We start from the raw sequence: 17,048 nt of genomic DNA on the forward strand, positions 1-17,048 counted from the left end.
GCGGGTGGCGCGGCTGAGCTGGAAGGGGGATGCGGGATTCTACGGGGGCGGCTTACATCTGGGGACGGGCCCCGCCGCGCTGAGGCCTACGATGCCGCCCTGCTCCGCATTTCCGCCCGTGCCCCCGGCATGGCCATGGTTCGATGTCCCGCCTTCCCTCCGACTGCCCTCGCCCCCCTGAAATCGACCGCCGCAGCCTGCTGCTTGGCACCGCGGCGGGCCTCATGGGCGCCGCGGTAACCCCAGCCTGCGGCGGCGGGAGTGGGAGCCCTGCGCCCTCACCCACTCCGGCGCCGGCTCCCAGCCCCGCGCCAGCCCCCAGTCCCGCCCCGACGCCCTCTCCCTCGCCCAGCCCGCCACCCGCCCCGGCCCCGGTCCCGGCCCCGGCCCCGGCCCCGGCCCCGGCCCCGGCCCCGGCCCCGGCCCCGGCCCCCACCGTCGCACGCATGTGGCTGCAAAACTCCGGCAGCATCGCGGGGGCGCGCTACTTCAGCGCAGGGCAGGCCTTTCTGCCCGGTGCTGTTCCCAGCGGGCAGGTACCGGGCTGCAGCCTGAGCAGCTTCCAAGCCACGGTGCTGAACCGCTGGCCGGATGGGAGCGTGCGCTTTGCGTTGCTGGCCGGCCGTGCCGAGCTGGCGGCAGGTCAGAGTCTGGAGCTGCGCCTGTTTGCGCGCCCAGAGACTGTGTCGGCTTCGCCGGTGAGCGATAGCGCACTGGCCGCCCTGGAGATGAGCCTGCGCTTCGACAGCCATGGTGAGTTGCACTGGAGCGAACTGCACCGCCGGCAGGCTGTGCGCAATGCCGCGAGCGGCACGTGGTCGCCCGGGCAGGTGCGGGAGCTGGTGCGCGGCCCTTGGATGTCTGCCTGGCTGTACCGTGCCAGCTTGGGCGCCTCCGAACAACTGAGCGCCTGGTTTGAAGTACGCCTAATGGCGGATGGCGAATGGGAACTGCTGCCCTGGCTGGAAAACAGCTGGTTTGACCGGCCCGGTGCCACCTCCTTTGCGGGCCGGCTCGCCCTGCAGCTGCAGGGTAGCGAGCGCTTCAGCCAAGTCATCGATCTGCCCCACCATTGCCGCGTGCCTGTGCTCGCCGGAGACCAGCCCTACCGCCGCCAGCCCGAGTCCTGGGCTCGCGTGCGCCACGACACCGAGCAGTTGCAGCAAACCGGCCTGGTGCCCAGCTACCACTCTGGTGCCAGCAATGCCCTGCTGGACCGGCAGGCTCGAAGCTACAGCCCGCTTAGTCAGCTTGGTTATCCGGCGGCCATGGGCAGCACGGGTTACCACCCCTCGATCGGCCTGCTGCCGGAGTGGGATGTGACTTACCTCGTCAGCCAGGGCGACGCCCGCGCATGGGATGCCGTGATGGCGCACGCCCTGGGCAGCGGGCGTTACCCCCTCGTGCAGCGCGACTCCACGACACTGCAGGCACCGCGGCCCGCGCAATACCCCAAGCTAGTGCTACGCGGCGGCGCTGGCATCACCGGCACGGGCAGCAGCAGCATCGGCCAACTGACCCCCTCCGTCAGCGGCAGCGCCGCACCTACCTGGGCCAGCAGCCATCACCCTTCGCTCGGATACCTGGCGTATCTATTGAGTGGGTGGACCTACTTTTCTGAGGCCGCGCAGTTCTCTGCCGCCGTGCACCACTTCAAGCAGACCGACACCACCCGCCAGGGCGCGCAAGGCCTGCTGCTGAGCGAGGCCGGCGCCAACACCACGCGGGGCGCCGCCTGGGCCTTGCGCACCCTGCTGCAGGCCTTCCTGGTGAGCCCCGACGGCGATGCCCAGCGCGAGGCGTGGCTGGGCGTGCTGGAGGCCAACATCCAGGCCATGCACCAGCGCTATGTGGCACGACCCAGCCACCCGCAGGGCTTCTGCAAGCCCTACAGCGACTACACCGCCGGTGACGGCAAATACCTGCACGCCGCATGGATGGAAGACTTCCTTACGGCGGCCTGGGGCTACATTAAGGCGGCGCGCCTGCCCCTAGGCAGCGAGCGTCAGCAGCAGCTCGACGCCTTCTTTGCCTGGAAGGCGCGCAGCATCGTCGGGCGCTTCGGGGCGCCGGGGGATGCCAACGCGTTCCACTATGCCGACGCCGCGCAGTACACGCTGGCCATTGCGCCGTCCGACACCCTGAATTACGAAGACGGCAGCGGCCCGTGGTACGCCCATTGGGGCCAGATCTACCAGGCCACACTGGGCAAAGCCAATGTGGCCCAGAGCGGCGACCGCCTGCGCGGCGCCTACTTCCCGGACCCGACCAGCTATTGGGGCAATCTGCAGCCGGCGCTGGCCTATGCAGTGCAGCACGGAGCGGCCGGGGCAGCCGAGGCCCGCCTGCGCATGACCAGCGACCCTGGCTGGAGCCGCTTCACGGCTGGCCTGCCACTGCACCCCGTCTGGGGAGTGCGGCCCGCCAACTGATCAGCTGGCCTGCCCCGCCTTCATCTGGGCCACGGTTTCTTCCACCTGGCCCAGCACCGCGCCCAGATCGAAGCGGGTGAGCCGGCGCTGCTGCAGCACCCGCTCGCCCTGCACCCACACATCGCTGACGTGCTCGCGCGCGGCCACGTAGACCAACTGGGCATCGGAGTGGTAGACCGGGCGGCATTCGGGCGCCGAGAGGTCCACCGCGATCACGTCGGCCAGCTTGCCGACTTCCAGTGAGCCCAGATCGTGCCCCCGGCCCAGGGCCTTGGCGCCGCCCAGGGTGGCCATCTCCAGGGCGCGACGGGCGTTCAGCACGGTGGGCTGGCCGGTCGAGCCCTTGGCCAGCAGCGCGGCCTGGCGGATCTCCTCGAACATGTCCTGGCGGTTGTTGCTGGCCGCACCATCGGTGCCCAGCGCCACGTTCACACCGGCACGGTCCAGATCGGCGATACGGGCAATGCCGCTGGCCAGCTTGAGGTTGGAGCTGGCGTTGTGGGCGATGTGCACACCCTTGCGGGCGCAAAGCTCGATCTCGGCATCGTTCAGATGCACCATGTGCACGGCGATCATGCGTTCGTTCAGCAGGCCCAGGCGGTCCAGGCGCTCCATGGGGCGGATGCCGAACTGCTTGATCCCACCCTCGACCTCATCGGCCGTCTCGTGGATGTGGCAGTGGATCTGCATGTCGTGCTGCTCGGCCATGTCGCGCAGCTTGACGAAGGTCTCGTCGCTCACCGTGTAGGGCGCGTGCGGGCTGCTGGTGAACTGCAGCAGGCGCTCGCCCTTGAACTTCTCGTAGGCTGCCAGGCCCTTGTCGATGTAGTCCTGCGGACCACTGGCATAGCCGGTCGGGAAGTCGATCACATTGATGGACACCGCGCAGCGGATGCCGGCCTGAAGCGCCGCCTCGGCCATGGCCTCGGGGAAGAAGTACATGTCGTTCAGCGTGGTCACGCCACCGCGCAGGGCTTCGGCGGCGCTGAACAGCGAACCCAGGCGCGTCCAGGCGTGGCTGACCCAGCGCTTCTCCAGCGGCCAGATGTGATGGTTCAGCCAGTCCATCAGTCCGAGGTCATCGGCCACGCCGCGCAGCAGGCTCATGGCGCTGTGCGTGTGGCTGTTGATCAGGCCGGGCATCAGCACATGCTCGGGCAGTTCCACCCGCGCCGCATCGGCATGCGCGGTCAGCAGGGCGTCGCGCGCGCCGACAGCCGCGATGCGCTCGCCCTCGATCAACAACGCCTGGCCTTCCAGCACGCCTTCGCCAGGCTTCATGCTCAGCAACCAGCGGGGCAGCAGCAGGGTCTTGTTCTTGCTCATCCTTCGTCTCCTTCTTGGAATGGGTCAGTCTTCAGTGGCGGGCCCAGGCTTGCAGGCACAGCTCGGTCAGGGCCTGGGCGTCGGCATCCACGGCGGCGGCGTGCGCGGGCAGTGCGTCCCACTCGGCCTGGCCCCGCGCCAGTCCCTGCCAGTCCTGCACGGTCTGGCCATGGGCGAGGCCGCCCTCCACCACCCGCATGGGGCCGTGGCGCCAGCTGAAGGCCTCGGGCATCAACAGGGCCGCCACGGCAATCGCGTCATGCGCCACCAGGGCGGCCAGGCCGTCACGGGTCTGGTAGTAGCCGGCGTAGGGCTGCGCCGCCTGCCACAGCAGCTCGGCTGCCGCCCCGGCCTGGCGCAGGGGTTCGAGTTCCGGCAGGGCGATGCGCACGCGCTGGGTTGCATCGAGGCCGATGACGCGCAGGGCGCGCCAGGGCGCTGCCAAAACCTCCGCGGCGGCGCGCGCATCGTTGTGGATGTTGGCCTCGGCACAGGGCGTGACGTTGCCGGTGTAGCCATGACAGCCGAAGGCCGCACCCATCACCGTGAGGCTGGCCACACGGCCGGCCAGCGCCGGGTCCTGGCGCAGGGCCAGCGCCACATTGCTCAGGGGCCCCACGGCCAACAGGTGCAGATCCGCATGCGCCCGGCTGGCCGCCAGCAGGGCCTCGGCCGCGTGCTGGGCCTGCGCCTGCGCGCGCGCCGGCGGCAACCGTTCGGCCAAGCCGCTCATGCCATCGTCTCCATGCACCGCAACGGCGTAGCGGGCCTGGCCCTGCAGCGGTTGGGCGGCGCCGGCGTGCACCGGGATGTCGTGGCGGGCGAACAGGCTGAGCAGGCGCAGCGCATTGCGGGTGGTCTGCTGCACGCTGGCATTGCCGAACACGGTGGATAGCCCCACCAGCTCGAACTCGGAGCGCGCCAGGATCAGGCCCAGGGCCAGCGCGTCGTCCACGCCGGGGTCGGTGTCCAGCCAGACCTTCATGCCCCCTCCTCCAGCCAGGCCTGCAGCTCGGCACGCCTCGGCATCGCGTCCTGCACACCGGTGCGGGCCACCGCCCAGGCGGCGGCGGCCTGGGCGAAGCGCAGCGCGTCGGGCAGAGCCTGGCCCTCGCTAAGGGCAGTAACCAGGGCGCCGACCAGGGTGTCGCCGGCGCCGACGGTGTCCACGGCCCGGACGGCGCGCGCCGGCATGCTCAGCGTCTGCTGCGCATCGGCCCAGACACAGCCAGCGGCCCCCAATGAAATCAACACAGCGCCAGGGCCCAGAGCCCGCAGCGCCGCCGCGGCAGCGACCGGGTCTTCGCGGCGCCCCAGCAGAGCCGCCGCCTCGCCCTCGTTCACCACCAGCACATCGCACAAGGGCAGCAGCTCGCGGCCCTCTTCGCGAAAAGGGGCAGCGTTCAGCAGCGTGCACACCCCGGCGTCGCGGGCCCGGCTGAAGGCACGGCGCAGCGCGTGAATCGGCAGCTCCTGCTGGGCCACCAGCCAGCGCAGGCCGGCCAGCGGCAGGTGCTCGACCAGGTCGGCGCCCACCATCGCGTTGGAACCCGCCACGGTGACGATCTGGTTCTCGCCGTCCTCAGCGCCCACCACGATCAGCGCAACGCCCGGTGTCTCGTCCACCGGCTGCTGCACCGCCTGCACATCTACCCCTTCAGCGCGCAGTTGCTCCAGCAGCACGGCGCCCTGCTCGCGCAGGCCGATGCGCGCCGCCAGCGCCACCCGCGCCCCCAGGCGCGCGGCGGCCACCGCCTGATTGGCCCCCTTGCCGCCCAGGCAGCTGGAAAAGCGCTGGCCGCGCAAGGTCTCGCCGGGATGGGGCAGGCGCGGCGCGTGCACGATCAGGTCGCGATTGACGCTGCCAAGGATCAGGATGTGGGCATGCATGGTGCTGCGCATTGTGTGGTGCGCGCCAATGAAAAACGCCCCCGAAGGGGCGTTGTGACGGGCTCAGCCGCGATCAGCGTTGGCCGATGGGCTTGACGTCGCGCGACTTGGCGCCGACGAAGAGCTGACGCGGACGGCCAATCTTGTACTCGGGGTCGCCGATCATCTCGTTGAGCTGGGCGATCCAGCCGACCGTGCGGGCCAGCGCGAAGATCGCCGTGAACAGCGGCACCGGGATGCCGATGGCGCGTTGCACGATGCCCGAGTAGAAATCCACGTTCGGGTAGAGCTTGCGGGCGACGAAGTATTCGTCTTCCAGCGCGATCTTCTCGAGCTCCATGGCCAGCTTGAACAGCGGATCGTCCTGCAGGCCCAGATTGCCCAGCACCTCGTGGCAGGTCTCGCGCATCAGCTTGGCGCGCGGGTCGTAGTTCTTGTAGACGCGGTGGCCGAAGCCCATCAGCTTGACGCCGCTGTTCTTGTCCTTGACCTGCTTGATGAACTCGCCGATCTTGGCCACGCCGCCGTTTTGCTGGATGTCGCCCAGCATGTTCAGGCAGGCCTCGTTGGCGCCGCCGTGCGCTGGGCCCCACAGACAGGCCACGCCGGCCGCGATGGCCGCGAACGGGTTGGTGCCGGACGAACCGCACAGGCGCACGGTCGAAGTCGAGGCGTTCTGCTCGTGGTCGGCGTGCAGCGTGAAGATGCGGTCCATCGCGCGCACCAGCACGTCGTTGGGCTTGTATTCCTCGCAAGGCGTGGCAAACATCATGCGCATGAAGTTGCCGGCGTAGCTGAGGTCGTTCTTCGGGTAGATATAGGGCTGGCCGATGGTGTACTTGTAGGCCATCGCCACGAGCGTGGGCATCTTGGCGATCAGGCGGATCGCCGCGATCTCGCGGTGCTCGGGGTTATTGATGTCGGTGCTGTCGTGATAGAAGGCCGACAAAGCCCCCACCAGGCCGGTCATCACCGCCATCGGGTGGGCGTCGCGGCGGAAGCCGCGCAGGAAGAACTGCATCTGCTCGTTGACCATCGTGTGGTGCATCACACGGTGGTTGAACTCTTCCTTCTGGGCGGCATTGGGCAGCTCGCCGTACAGCAGCAGGTAGCAGGTTTCCAGGTAGTCGCAGTTCACCGCCAGCTGCTCGATCGGGTAGCCGCGATACAGCAGCTCGCCCTTGTCTCCATCGATGTAGGTGATGGTCGAGTTGCAGGAGGCCGTGCTCAGGAAGCCCGGGTCATAGGTGAACTTGCCGGTCTGGGCGTACAGCTTGCGGATGTCGATGACATCCGGGCCGATCGAACCCTTATAGATCGGCAGCTCCATGGTGGGGCTGCCATCGCTGAAGGCCAGCGTGGCCTTGACGTCGGAGGGGGTCATCATCGTGGGGCTCCTGGGGTTTACGAGAGATTCTGCGATTCGGGTGGCTGGCGCAGCAATGCCAGCAAGGCATGAACTTCAGCCTGATCCAGCTCCCCTTCGGGCTCGCGACGCGCCAGCAGCAGATCGAGCAGGTCGTTGTCGCTCAGATCCATCAGCTGGTTCAGCGCCTCACCCTGCGCCACGGTCAGACCCGAACCGTGACGCTTGAAGAAGCGCTCGATGAAGAGATCGTTCTCCAGCAGGCCGCGGCGGCAGCGCCAGTGCAGCTTCGAGAGCGCGCGTTCATCGAGCAGTTCCATCTTTACACCGCGCGGCGGACCATCAGTTCTTTGATCTTGCCGATCGCCTTCGTGGGATTGAGACCCTTGGGGCAGACATCGACGCAGTTCATGATGCTGTGGCAGCGGAACAGACGGTACGGGTCTTCGAGGTTATCCAGACGCGCAGCGGTGTCCTGGTCGCGGCTGTCGGCAATGAAGCGGTAGGCCTGCAGCAGGCCGGCCGGGCCGACGAACTTGTCCGGGTTCCACCAGAAGCTCGGGCAGCTGGTGGAGCAGCTGGCGCACAAGATGCACTCGTACAAGCCGTCGAGCTCCTCGCGCTCCTGCGGCGACTGCAGACGCTCCTTGTCTGGCGGCGGCGTGTCGTTGACGAGATAAGGCTTGATCGAGTGGTACTGCTTGAAGAACTGCGTCATGTCGACGATCAGATCGCGCACCACCGGCAGGCCGGGCAGGGGCTTGAGCGTGATCGTCTTGGGCAGCTGACGCATGTTCGTCAGGCAGGCCAGGCCGTTTTTGCCATTGATGTTCATCGCGTCCGAACCGCACACGCCCTCGCGGCAGCTGCGGCGGAACGAGAGCGTCGGATCGACCGACTTGAGCTTCACCAGGGCGTCCAGCAGCATGCGCTCGCTGCCATCGAGCTCGATCTCGATGGTCTGCATGCGCGGCTTGGCGTCCTGGTCCGGGTCGTAGCGGTAGATGTTGAAGATGCGCTTGTCGCTCATGTTCTTCTTTCGGCCTTAGAAGGTACGAACCTTCGGGGGAACGCTCTCGACGGTCAGCGGCTGCAGCTTGACCGGCTTGTAGTCCAGACGCGAGCCCTCGCTGTACCAGAGCGAGTGCTTCATCCAGTTGGCGTCGTCGCGATTCGGGTAGTCGTTGTGCGCGTGGGCGCCACGGCTTTCCGGGCGGGCCGCGGCCGAGACGATGGTGGCCTGGGCCGCCTCGATCAGGTTCTCGACTTCCAGGGCCTCGACACGGGCAGTGTTGAAGACCTTGCTCTTGTCCTTCAGGCCGATCGACTTCACGCGTTCGCGGATCTGCGCGATCTGCTTGACGCCTTCGTCCAGCATGGCCTGGGTACGGAACACGCCGGCGTGCTTCTGCATCGAGGCGCGCAGATCGTTGGCCACATCCTGCGCGTACTCGCCACCGGTGGCGGAGTCCAGGCGCGCCAGACGCGCCAGGGTGCGGTCGGCCGCATCCTTGGGCAGCGGCTTGTGCTCGCGGTTCTTCAGGTTGTAGTCAACGATGTGCTTGCCGGCCGCGCGGCCGAACACCACCAGGTCGAGCAGCGAGTTCGTACCCAGGCGGTTGGCGCCGTGCACGCTGACGCAGGAGCACTCACCCACCGCGTACAGGCCATTGATGACCTCGTTGGGGTTGCCGTTCTTCGGCACCACCACCTGACCGTGGATGTTGGTGGGGATGCCACCCATCTGGTAATGGATGGTCGGCACCACCGGGATCGGTTCCTTGGTGATGTCGACGTTGGCGAAGTTGTGGCCGATCTCGAACACCGAAGGCAGGCGCTTGAGGATGGTCTCCTTGCCCAGGTGGGTCATGTCCAGCAGCACGTAGTCCTTGTTCGGACCGCAGCCACGGCCTTCCTTGATCTCCTGATCCATCGAACGCGAGACGAAGTCGCGCGGCGCCAGGTCCTTCAAGGTCGGCGCATAGCGCTCCATGAAGCGCTCGCCATTGGAGTTGCGCAGGATCGCGCCCTCGCCACGGCAGCCCTCGGTCAGCAGCACGCCCGCGCCGGCCACGCCGGTCGGGTGGAACTGCCAAAACTCCATGTCTTCCAGCGGAATGCCGGCACGCGCCGCCATGCCCAGGCCGTCACCGGTGTTGATGAAGGCATTGGTCGAGGCCTGGTAAATGCGGCCGGCGCCGCCGGTGGCCATCAGCACGGTCTTGGCTTCGAGGATGTAGACCTCGCCGGTCTCCATCTCCAGCGCCGTCACGCCCACGCAGTCGCCATCGGCGTCGCGGATCAGGTCCAGCGCCATCCACTCGACGAAGAACTGCGTGCGCGCCTTGACGTTCTGCTGGTACAGGGTGTGCAGCAGCGCGTGGCCGGTGCGGTCGGCAGCGGCGCAGGCGCGCTGCACCGGCTTCTCGCCGTAGTTGGCGGTGTGGCCGCCAAAGGGACGCTGGTAGATCGTGCCGTCCGGGTTGCGGTCGAAGGGCATGCCGAAGTGTTCGAGCTCGTACACGACCTTCGGGGCCTCGCGGCACATGAACTCGATGGCGTCCTGGTCACCCAGCCAATCCGAGCCCTTGACGGTATCGAAGAAGTGGTAATGCCAGTTGTCCTCGCTCATATTGCCCAGCGAGGCGCCGATGCCGCCCTGGGCGGCCACGGTATGGGAGCGGGTCGGGAAGACCTTGGAGAGCACGGCCACGTTCAGGCCAGCCAGCGCCAGCTGCAGCGAGGCGCGCATGCCGGAGCCGCCGGCGCCGACGATCACGACGTCGAACTTCCGACGAGCCAGGTTTTGGGTTTGCATCGCTTACAGCCTCCAGAGCACTTGAAGCGCCCAGCCGGTGCAGCCCACCAGCCAGACCAGGGTGAACACATGCAGCGTCAGGCGGATGCCGACCGGCTTCACATAGTCCATCCAGATGTCACGCACACCGACCCACGCGTGGTAGGCCAGCGAAAGAATCATCGTGAAGGTCAGCACCTTCATCCATTGGGCCGAGAAGATGCCGGCCCAGCGGTCGTAGCCGATGGCGCCGGGCAGCAGCATCTGCACCAGCACCACGACCGTGAACACCGCCATCAGCGCGCCGGTGATGCGCTGCGCGAGCCAGTCGCGCAGACCGTAACGGGCGCCTGTGACCAGGCGCTTGTTGCCATAGGTAGACATGGGAACTCCTCAGTACAGGCCAAACAGCTTGGCACCCAGCGCCGCCGTCAGCAGCAGGCTCAGGCCCAGTACCAGCAAAGCGCTGGAGCGGCCCTGCTCCTTGCTGACGCTGTGCGTTGCATCCATCCACAGATGGCGCAGGCCGGCGCAAAAATGGTGCAGATAGCCCCAGATCAGCCCCAGGCAGACCAGCTTGATGAACCAGCCCGGCACCGCGCCAATACCCGCCACGAAGGCGTTCGTGAACTCCTCGTAGCTGATCTCGCTGGTGAGGCTCTTGTCGAAGAACCAGACCAGCAAGGGCAGCAGGATGAAGAGCAGCAGGCCACTGATGCGATGCAGGATCGAGACGAAGCCGGCCGGCGGCAGCCGGTAGCTGGTCAAGTCCGTGAAGACATTGAGGTTGGTGTATTGAGGGCGTGTTTTGGTGTTCATTGATTCGCCTTGGTGCGTCGGGTTGACGTAATCGGCTGTAAACAACGGCCGGCGATTCTAGGCACCCTCCCTGGCACCACCCTGACGTGGGCTCTTGATGTACGACAGAAACACTCGCAGAAATCCGGGGGAACCCTGCCCTAAACTCCCGCGCCATTTCCATCCCGTTTTCTCAACTCTCCCTTCGGAGCCTCCCCATGAGCAAGAAGCCCGTTCGCGTCGCCGTCACCGGTGCCGCCGGCCAGATTGGTTACGCCCTGCTGTTCCGTATCGCCTCGGGCGAAATGCTGGGCAAGGACCAGCCGGTGATCCTGCAGCTGCTGGAGATCCCGGACGAGAAGGCCCAGAACGCGCTCAAGGGCGTGATGATGGAATTGGAAGACTGCGCCTTCCCGCTGCTGGCTGGCATGGAAGCCCACAGCGACCCGATGACCGCCTTCAAGGACACCGACTACGCACTGCTGGTCGGCGCCCGCCCGCGCGGCCCCGGCATGGAGCGCGCCGATCTGCTGGCTGCCAATGCCCAGATCTTCACCGCCCAGGGCAAGGCCCTGAACGCCGTGGCCAGCCGCAACGTCAAGGTGCTGGTGGTGGGCAACCCGGCCAACACCAATGCCTACATCGCCATGAAGTCGGCGCCGGACCTGCCGGCCAAGAACTTCACCGCCATGCTGCGCCTGGACCACAACCGCGCCGCCAGCCAGATCGCCGCCAAGACCGGCAAGGCCGTTGGCTCGATCAAGAAGCTGACCGTGTGGGGCAACCACTCGCCCACCATGTACGCCGACTACCGCTTCGCCACCATTGACGGCGCCGCGGTCAAGGACCTGATCAACGACCAGGTCTGGAACAAGGACGTGTTCCTGCCCACCGTCGGCAAGCGCGGCGCGGCCATCATTGCCGCGCGCGGCCTCTCCAGCGCCGCCTCGGCCGCCAATGCCGCCATCGACCACATGCGCGATTGGGCGTTGGGCACGAATGGCGAGTGGGTCACCATGGGCATCCCCTCGGCCGGTGACTACGGGATCCCCGAAGGCGTGATGTACGGCTTCCCCGTTACCTGCGCCAACGGCGAGTACCAGGTCGTCAAGGGCCTTGAAGTCGATGCCTTCAGCCGCGAGTGCATGACCAAGACCCTGAACGAGCTGCTGGAAGAGAAGGCCGCCATCGAGCACCTGCTCAAATAAGCCCGCCTGACTCGACCCGGGGCCGGTTTCGACCGGCCCTTTTGCTTTTCGCCCCTGCCATGCACCCACGCCTCGCCCTCTTTGCCGGTGAAACCCAGCCCCTGAGCCTGCCGGTGGTTGACCACTATTGCGGCATCGAGAAGCTGATGCGCAAAAGTCTGGCCTTGCAGGCCGCGCGCGGTCCGGTGTTCGACGTGACGCTGGACTGCGAGGACGGCGCCGTGGTGGGCGCCGAGACCGAGCATGTGCAGCTGGTGGCGGAGCTGCTGGCCAGTCCGGAGAACCGCCATGGCCGCGTGGGCGTGCGTGTGCACCCGGTGGATCACCCGGCCTTCGAGCTGGAGCTGCAGGCGCTGGCCGCCGCTCCGGTCGCACCGGCCTACCTGATGCTGCCCAAGATCGAGTCGCACGCCCAACTGGCACGCGGCGCAGCGGCGGTCCGGCAGGCGTGGGGGACAAGGTCGGCGCCGCCGCTGCAGGCGCTGATCGAAACCCACGGCGGCCTGCGCGAGGTCGAGACCATCGCCGCCCATCCGGCGCTGCAGTCCCTCTCATTCGGCCTGATGGATTTCGTCTCTGCCCACCACGGCGCCATTCCGCGCGAGGCACTGACGCTGGACGGGCAGTTTGACCACCCCTTGGTGCGGCAAGCCAAGCTGGCCATTGCAGCGGCCTGTCACGGCCATGGCATCGTGCCCTCGCATTGCGTCGTCACCGAACTGCGCTCGCGCTCACGCCTGCAGGAAGCGGCGCGGCGCGCCGCGCGCGAGTTTGGCTACACGCGCATGTGGAGCATCCACCCCGATCAGATCGAGCCCATCCTGGAGGCCTTCGCCCCCAGCACGGCCGAGGTGGACGAGGCCATCGAGATCCTCGATGCCGCTCAGGCCGCAGGCTGGGGGCCGATTCGGCACCGCGACCAGTTGCACGACCGCGCCAGCTATCGCCTCTTCTGGAGCCTTCTGGAGCGCGCCCAGCGCACCGGCCAGGACCTGCCCGTGGAAGTGCGCCAGCGTTACTTCGGCGCGACAATCGCAGCCTGACTCTGCGGAACTCTCCCATGCGCACGCTTCTGCTTGCGGCCTCTTGCTCGGCCATCTGCCTGGCCTTCGCGCCCGCCCACGCCAATCCCACGCCACCCAAGCCGATCAAGAAGGTCAGCAAGGCCAAGCCCGCCCTGCCCGTGGAGCCGCCCGAGCCGGAAACCCTGGACGACGAGCGCATGGCGGTGGTGCCGCGCGTGCTCGTGGGTGACTCGCAGTGCGAGTTCGGTCGCAGCGTCCGGGTTGATCCCCACCCCAGCCTGGCCGGCCGATTCATGCTGACCCTGGGCAAGCAGCAGCACATCCTGACGCCGCAACCCACCAGCACCGGCGTCATTCGCCTGGAAAACGCCAAGGCAGGCCTGGTCTGGCTGCAGGTGCCCATCAAGTCGATGCTGATGAATGCCAAGCTGGGTCAGCGCCTGGCGGACAACTGCCTGCACACCGCGCAGACCGCCGAACTGGAAGCCATGAAGGCCGCCGAGCTGGCGCAACCCGAGAGCGCCGCTCAATAAGTCGAAAAGATTCGTATATACTCGCGCGCTTTGCTAGCAAACCCCGCGTCGATTTGTCGGCACAAGGTATGCAAAGGGCAGCCGGTACTCAGGTCCGGACCCCGGAGCACCGGTGAACTAGTTCACCAATTAGCCAGCCCTGCACACCCGCCACAAACACCGAGCGAAACCGAAGGAAGCTTCCACACATGACCACCATCCGCGTCAAAGAAAACGAGCCGTTCGACGTCGCCCTGCGTCGCTTCAAGCGCACCATCGAAAAGCTCGGTCTGCTGACCGACCTGCGCGCCCGTGAATTCTTTGAAAAGCCCACGGCCGAGCGCAAGCGCAAGAAGGCTGCCGCCGTCAAGCGCCACTACAAGCGCGTGCGCAGCATGCAGCTGCCCAAGCGCATGTACTGATCGGCAACGATCACCGGCCCGGGCTCGCTTCGACGCCCTGCCCTGACGGCCCGCGCCACCTGGTGTCGCGGGCCGTTTTGTTTTCACCCCCGCCGCATTACCGACGATGAGCCTCAAAGACCGCATCACCGAAGACATGAAAACCGCCATGCGCGCCAAGGACACCGAGCGCCTGGGCACCATCCGCATGCTGCTGGCCGCCGTCAAGCAAAAGGAAGTGGATGAACGCGTGGTGGTGGACGACACCGCCCTGGTCGCCATCGTCGACAAGCTGATCAAGCAGCGCAAGGACGCCATGGAGCAGTTCCGTGGCGCTGGCCGCGAGGATCTGGCCAGCAAGGAAGAGGCCGAAGTGGCGGTGCTGCAGGTCTATCTGCCCGAGCGCCTCTCCGCCGACGCCCTGCTCGCGGAAGTCAAGGCCATCGTGGCAGAACTGGGCGCCAGCGGCCCGGCCGACATGGGCAAGGTGATGGGCGCCGTCAAGGCCCGTCTGGCCGGCAAGGCGGACATGAGCCAGGCCTCCGCCGCCGTCAAGCAGGCCCTGGCGGGTTGAAGGCCATGAGCATCCAGATCCGCCAGATCGCCGCCGACGTCTGCGTGGCACCGCAGCTCGCCCCCGAGCACATGGGCGAGCTCGCCGGCATGGGCTTTCGCAGCGTCGTCAACAACCGCCCTGATTTCGAGCATGGCCCGGATCAACCCGCCCAGGCCGACATCGAGACGGCCGCCCGGGCGGCCGGGCTGGAGTACCGCTACCTCCCGGTGTCGGGCGGCTTCCAGACGCCAGAGCAGGTGGCCGCCATGGCCGAGCTGCTGAAAGATCTGCCGCGCCCCTTGCTGATGTTCTGCCGCTCGGGCGCGCGCTCCGCCAACCTCTACGCACAGGCTTGCCAGCTCGGTTGAACGCGGGCAATCCCTAGTGGGGTCGCGGCCATCGCCGCGGCCCTGCTCCGTACAGTCGGGCCCCTCTCCGTGGGGGTCGCATGAATGGGTTGCTGAAGTTCTCGCAGGGCGTCGACGCCCTGAATGCCTGGGTGGGGCGTTGGCTGTCCTGGCTGGTGTTGCTGATGGTGCTGATCAGCGCGGGCAACGCCATCGTGCGCAAGGTATTCAGCAACAGCTCGAACGCCTTCCTCGAGATCCAGTGGTATCTGTTCGCCGCCATCTTCCTGCTGGCCTCGGCCTACACCCTGCTGCGCAACGAGCACGTCAAGATCGACGTGGTGCTGGGCCGCTTTCCGCGCCGCACGCAGGTGAAGGTCGAGATCTTCGGCTTGCTGGTGTTCCTGCTGCCCTTCGTGGTCTACGTGAGCGCACTGTCCTGGCCTGAGGTTCACAAGGCCTTCGTGTCGGGCGAGATGAGCGAGAACGCCGGCGGCCTGATCCGCTGGCCGGTGTATGCGCTGCTGCCGGTGGGCATGGCGCTGCTGGGCCTGCAGGGGCTTTCCGAGGTGGTCAAGCGGCTGGCCTTCCTGGCCGGCCGTGGCCCCGACCCGAGCGCTCGCCAGCAGGCCAAGACCGCCGAGGAGGAACTGGCCGAGGCGATCCGCAAGCAAAGCGGGAGCGCCGCATGAACGAGTTCATCGTCGCCAACCTCGCGCCCATCATGTTCGGTGGGCTGATCCTGTTCCTTCTGATGGGCTTCTCGGTCGCCTTCTCGCTGGCGGCCTGCGGTCTGTTCTTCGGCTACCTGGGCGTGGCCCTGGGCGTGCCCGGCCTGGAGTCGCTGATGCATGCGCTGCCGCTGCGCATCTTCGGCATCATGAAGAACGAGACCCTGCTGGCGATCCCCTTCTTCACCTTCATGGGGCTGATCCTGGAGCGCTCCGGCATGGCGGAGGACCTGCTCGACACGATTGGCCAGCTGTTCGGACCGGTACGCGGCGGCCTGGCCTTCGCGGTGATCCTGGTGGGCGCCATGCTGGCGGCCACGACCGGCGTGGTCGCGGCATCGGTGATCTCGATGGGCCTGATCTCGCTGCCCATCATGCTGCGCTACGGCTACGACCGCCGGATTGCCTCGGGCGTGATCGCCGCCTCGGGCACGCTGGCGCAGATCATTCCGCCCTCGCTGGTGCTGATCATCCTGGCCGACCAGCTCGGGCGCTCGGTCGGCGATCTGTACAAGGGCGCCTTCATCCCAGGCTTCGTGCTTACGGCGCTCTATGTCGGCTTCGTGCTGCTCGTCACGCTGTGGCGGCCGGCCTGGGCACCCGCCCTGCCCCTCAGCGCCCGCACCATCCGCGAGGACAGCGGCGCAAGCGGCCTGCGTTCGCTGGGTGTGCTGGTGCTGCTCACGGTGGTGCTGGCCGTGCTGTTTGCGAAGCAGCGCCCGGCCGAAGCCCCGATGGACGAGACCATCGTGCTGTCCATGTGCGTGGGCGTGGCGGTGGCGTTCTCACTCGCCGTGCTGAACCGGCTGTTCAAGCTCGGGCTGCTGTCGCGCATGGCCGAGCGGGTGACCTTCGTGCTGATCCCGCCGCTGGCGCTGATCTTCCTGGTGCTGGGCACGATCTTCCTCGGCATCGCCACACCGACGGAGGGTGGCGCCATGGGCGCAGTGGGTGCGCTGGTGATGGCCTTGGCGCGGCGCCGCCTGCAGCTGCCGCTGCTCAAGCAGGCCATGGACACGACCATGAAGCTCAGCTGCTTCGTGGTCTTCATCCTGATCGGCTCGACCGTCTTCAGCCTGGCCTTCCAGGGAGTGGACGGCCCACGCTGGGTGGAGCACCTGCTGACCTCACTGCCGGGCGGCCAGTTGGGCTTCCTGATCGTGGTGAACGTGCTCGTGTTCGTGCTGGCCTTCTTCCTGGACTTCTTCGAACTCAGCTTCATCGTCGTGCCCCTGCTGGGCCCGGTGGCCGAAAAGCTGGGCATTGACCTGGTCTGGTTCGGCGTGCTGCTGGCGGTCAATATGCAGACCTCCTTCATGCACCCGCCCTTTGGCTTTGCGCTGTTCTACCTGCGCAGCGTGGCGCCGACCGAGGACTACAAGGACCGCGTGACCGGACAGACCGTGGCCAAGGTCAGCACCGGCCAGATCTACTGGGGTGCCGTGCCCTTTGTGCTGATCCAGATCGTGATGGTGGCGCTCATCATTGCCTTCCCGGGTCTCGTCACCCACGACAAGGCCACAAGCGTCAAGGACGTGGACACCGAGCAGATCTACAGGGACATGGAGCCGGCCACACCCACGTTCGCGCCACCGCCGATTGAGGAGGACGTTGCCGCCTCGGCGCCGGCCAGCGCCGCCTCGGAATGAGGCGGGGTGC

General features: G+C 67.1%; 18 protein-coding genes. 9 read left to right on the forward strand and 9 right to left on the reverse strand.

Translation table 11 applies throughout. The features are described 5' to 3' along the window. The first annotated feature begins 446 nt into the window (after positions 1-446). Positions 447-2,432 carry a hypothetical protein gene (locus ACE3QP_RS14015; protein WP_374437000.1) on the forward strand — a complete coding sequence of 662 codons (1,986 nt, stop codon included), beginning with the start codon at positions 447-449 and terminating at the stop codon, positions 2,430-2,432. Here ACE3QP_RS14015 and ACE3QP_RS14020 read toward each other — a convergent pair whose 3' ends face one another. The 9 genes from ACE3QP_RS14020 to sdhC all read right to left on the reverse strand — a co-directional run bounded on the left by ACE3QP_RS14020 (position 2,433) and on the right by sdhC (position 10,630). Then, positions 2,433-3,758, reverse strand: coding sequence for a TRZ/ATZ family hydrolase (locus ACE3QP_RS14020; RefSeq protein WP_374437002.1), 1,326 nt, complete (start codon positions 3,756-3,758; stop codon positions 2,433-2,435). It lies immediately after the preceding gene. Positions 3,759-3,789: 31 nt separating this feature from the next. Continuing rightward, positions 3,790-4,743 carry a nucleoside hydrolase gene (locus tag ACE3QP_RS14025; RefSeq protein WP_374437003.1) on the reverse strand — a complete coding sequence of 318 codons (954 nt, stop codon included), beginning with the start codon at positions 4,741-4,743 and terminating at the stop codon, positions 3,790-3,792. Next, positions 4,740-5,648 (reverse strand): ribokinase, encoded by a 909-nt coding sequence (locus ACE3QP_RS14030; RefSeq protein ID WP_374437004.1) that lies wholly within the window; start codon positions 5,646-5,648, stop codon positions 4,740-4,742. Before ACE3QP_RS14030 ends, ACE3QP_RS14025 begins: the two co-directional genes overlap by 4 nt. A 73-nt stretch (positions 5,649-5,721) precedes the next feature. Then, positions 5,722-7,032, reverse strand: a complete 1,311-nt coding sequence (gene gltA, locus ACE3QP_RS14035; protein ID WP_374437104.1) for a citrate synthase — start codon at positions 7,030-7,032, stop codon at positions 5,722-5,724. Between the two features lie 20 nt (positions 7,033-7,052). Beyond that, entirely contained in the window at positions 7,053-7,334 is a 282-nt protein-coding gene (locus tag ACE3QP_RS14040) for a succinate dehydrogenase assembly factor 2 (protein ID WP_198109128.1), read from the reverse strand. Between the two features lie 2 nt (positions 7,335-7,336). Continuing rightward, a complete protein-coding gene (locus ACE3QP_RS14045) occupies positions 7,337-8,044 on the reverse strand; it encodes a succinate dehydrogenase iron-sulfur subunit (protein ID WP_198109127.1) in 708 nt (235 codons plus the stop codon). A 15-nt stretch (positions 8,045-8,059) separates the two neighbouring features. After that, positions 8,060-9,832: a succinate dehydrogenase flavoprotein subunit gene (gene sdhA / locus ACE3QP_RS14050; RefSeq protein WP_198109126.1), complete on the reverse strand. Its 1,773-nt coding sequence runs from the start codon at positions 9,830-9,832 to the stop codon at positions 8,060-8,062. A gap of 3 nt (positions 9,833-9,835) precedes the next feature. Further along, on the reverse strand, positions 9,836-10,195 hold the full coding sequence (gene sdhD, locus ACE3QP_RS14055) for a succinate dehydrogenase, hydrophobic membrane anchor protein (protein ID WP_374437007.1): 360 nt from the start codon (positions 10,193-10,195) through the stop codon (positions 9,836-9,838). A gap of 9 nt (positions 10,196-10,204) precedes the next feature. Next, positions 10,205-10,630 carry a succinate dehydrogenase, cytochrome b556 subunit gene (sdhC, locus tag ACE3QP_RS14060; protein ID WP_198109124.1) on the reverse strand — a complete coding sequence of 142 codons (426 nt, stop codon included), beginning with the start codon at positions 10,628-10,630 and terminating at the stop codon, positions 10,205-10,207. 197 nt (positions 10,631-10,827) lie between these two features. Here sdhC and ACE3QP_RS14065 point away from each other — a divergent pair, with 197 nt between their 5' ends. The 8 genes from ACE3QP_RS14065 (at position 10,828) to ACE3QP_RS14100 (ending at position 17,038) form a co-directional block, all read left to right on the forward strand. Next, positions 10,828-11,817 (forward strand): malate dehydrogenase, encoded by a 990-nt coding sequence (locus tag ACE3QP_RS14065; RefSeq protein WP_374437009.1) that lies wholly within the window; start codon positions 10,828-10,830, stop codon positions 11,815-11,817. 59 nt (positions 11,818-11,876) lie between these two features. After that, positions 11,877-12,860 (forward strand): CoA ester lyase, encoded by a 984-nt coding sequence (locus ACE3QP_RS14070; RefSeq protein WP_374437010.1) that lies wholly within the window; start codon positions 11,877-11,879, stop codon positions 12,858-12,860. A gap of 17 nt (positions 12,861-12,877) precedes the next feature. After that, positions 12,878-13,375 (forward strand): hypothetical protein, encoded by a 498-nt coding sequence (locus tag ACE3QP_RS14075; protein WP_374437011.1) that lies wholly within the window; start codon positions 12,878-12,880, stop codon positions 13,373-13,375. Between the two features lie 188 nt (positions 13,376-13,563). Beyond that, positions 13,564-13,776, forward strand: a complete 213-nt coding sequence (gene rpsU / locus ACE3QP_RS14080; RefSeq protein ID WP_198100531.1) for a 30S ribosomal protein S21 — start codon at positions 13,564-13,566, stop codon at positions 13,774-13,776. Between the two features lie 106 nt (positions 13,777-13,882). Further along, entirely contained in the window at positions 13,883-14,329 is a 447-nt protein-coding gene (locus ACE3QP_RS14085) for a GatB/YqeY domain-containing protein (protein WP_374437013.1), read from the forward strand. A 5-nt stretch (positions 14,330-14,334) separates the two neighbouring features. Beyond that, complete coding sequence (locus ACE3QP_RS14090) at positions 14,335-14,679, forward strand: TIGR01244 family sulfur transferase (protein WP_198109119.1); 345 nt, start codon at positions 14,335-14,337, stop codon at positions 14,677-14,679. Between the two features lie 80 nt (positions 14,680-14,759). Continuing rightward, on the forward strand, positions 14,760-15,350 hold the full coding sequence (locus tag ACE3QP_RS14095) for a TRAP transporter small permease subunit (RefSeq protein ID WP_374437014.1): 591 nt from the start codon (positions 14,760-14,762) through the stop codon (positions 15,348-15,350). Further along, positions 15,347-17,038, forward strand: coding sequence for a TRAP transporter large permease subunit (locus ACE3QP_RS14100; protein ID WP_374437015.1), 1,692 nt, complete (start codon positions 15,347-15,349; stop codon positions 17,036-17,038). The genes ACE3QP_RS14095 and ACE3QP_RS14100 overlap by 4 nt, the downstream gene beginning before the upstream one ends. Positions 17,039-17,048 lie beyond the last annotated feature (10 nt).

The sequence above is a fragment of the Inhella sp. genome (assembly GCF_041912635.1).
In the GTDB taxonomy this organism is placed as follows: domain Bacteria; phylum Pseudomonadota; class Gammaproteobacteria; order Burkholderiales; family Burkholderiaceae_C; genus Inhella.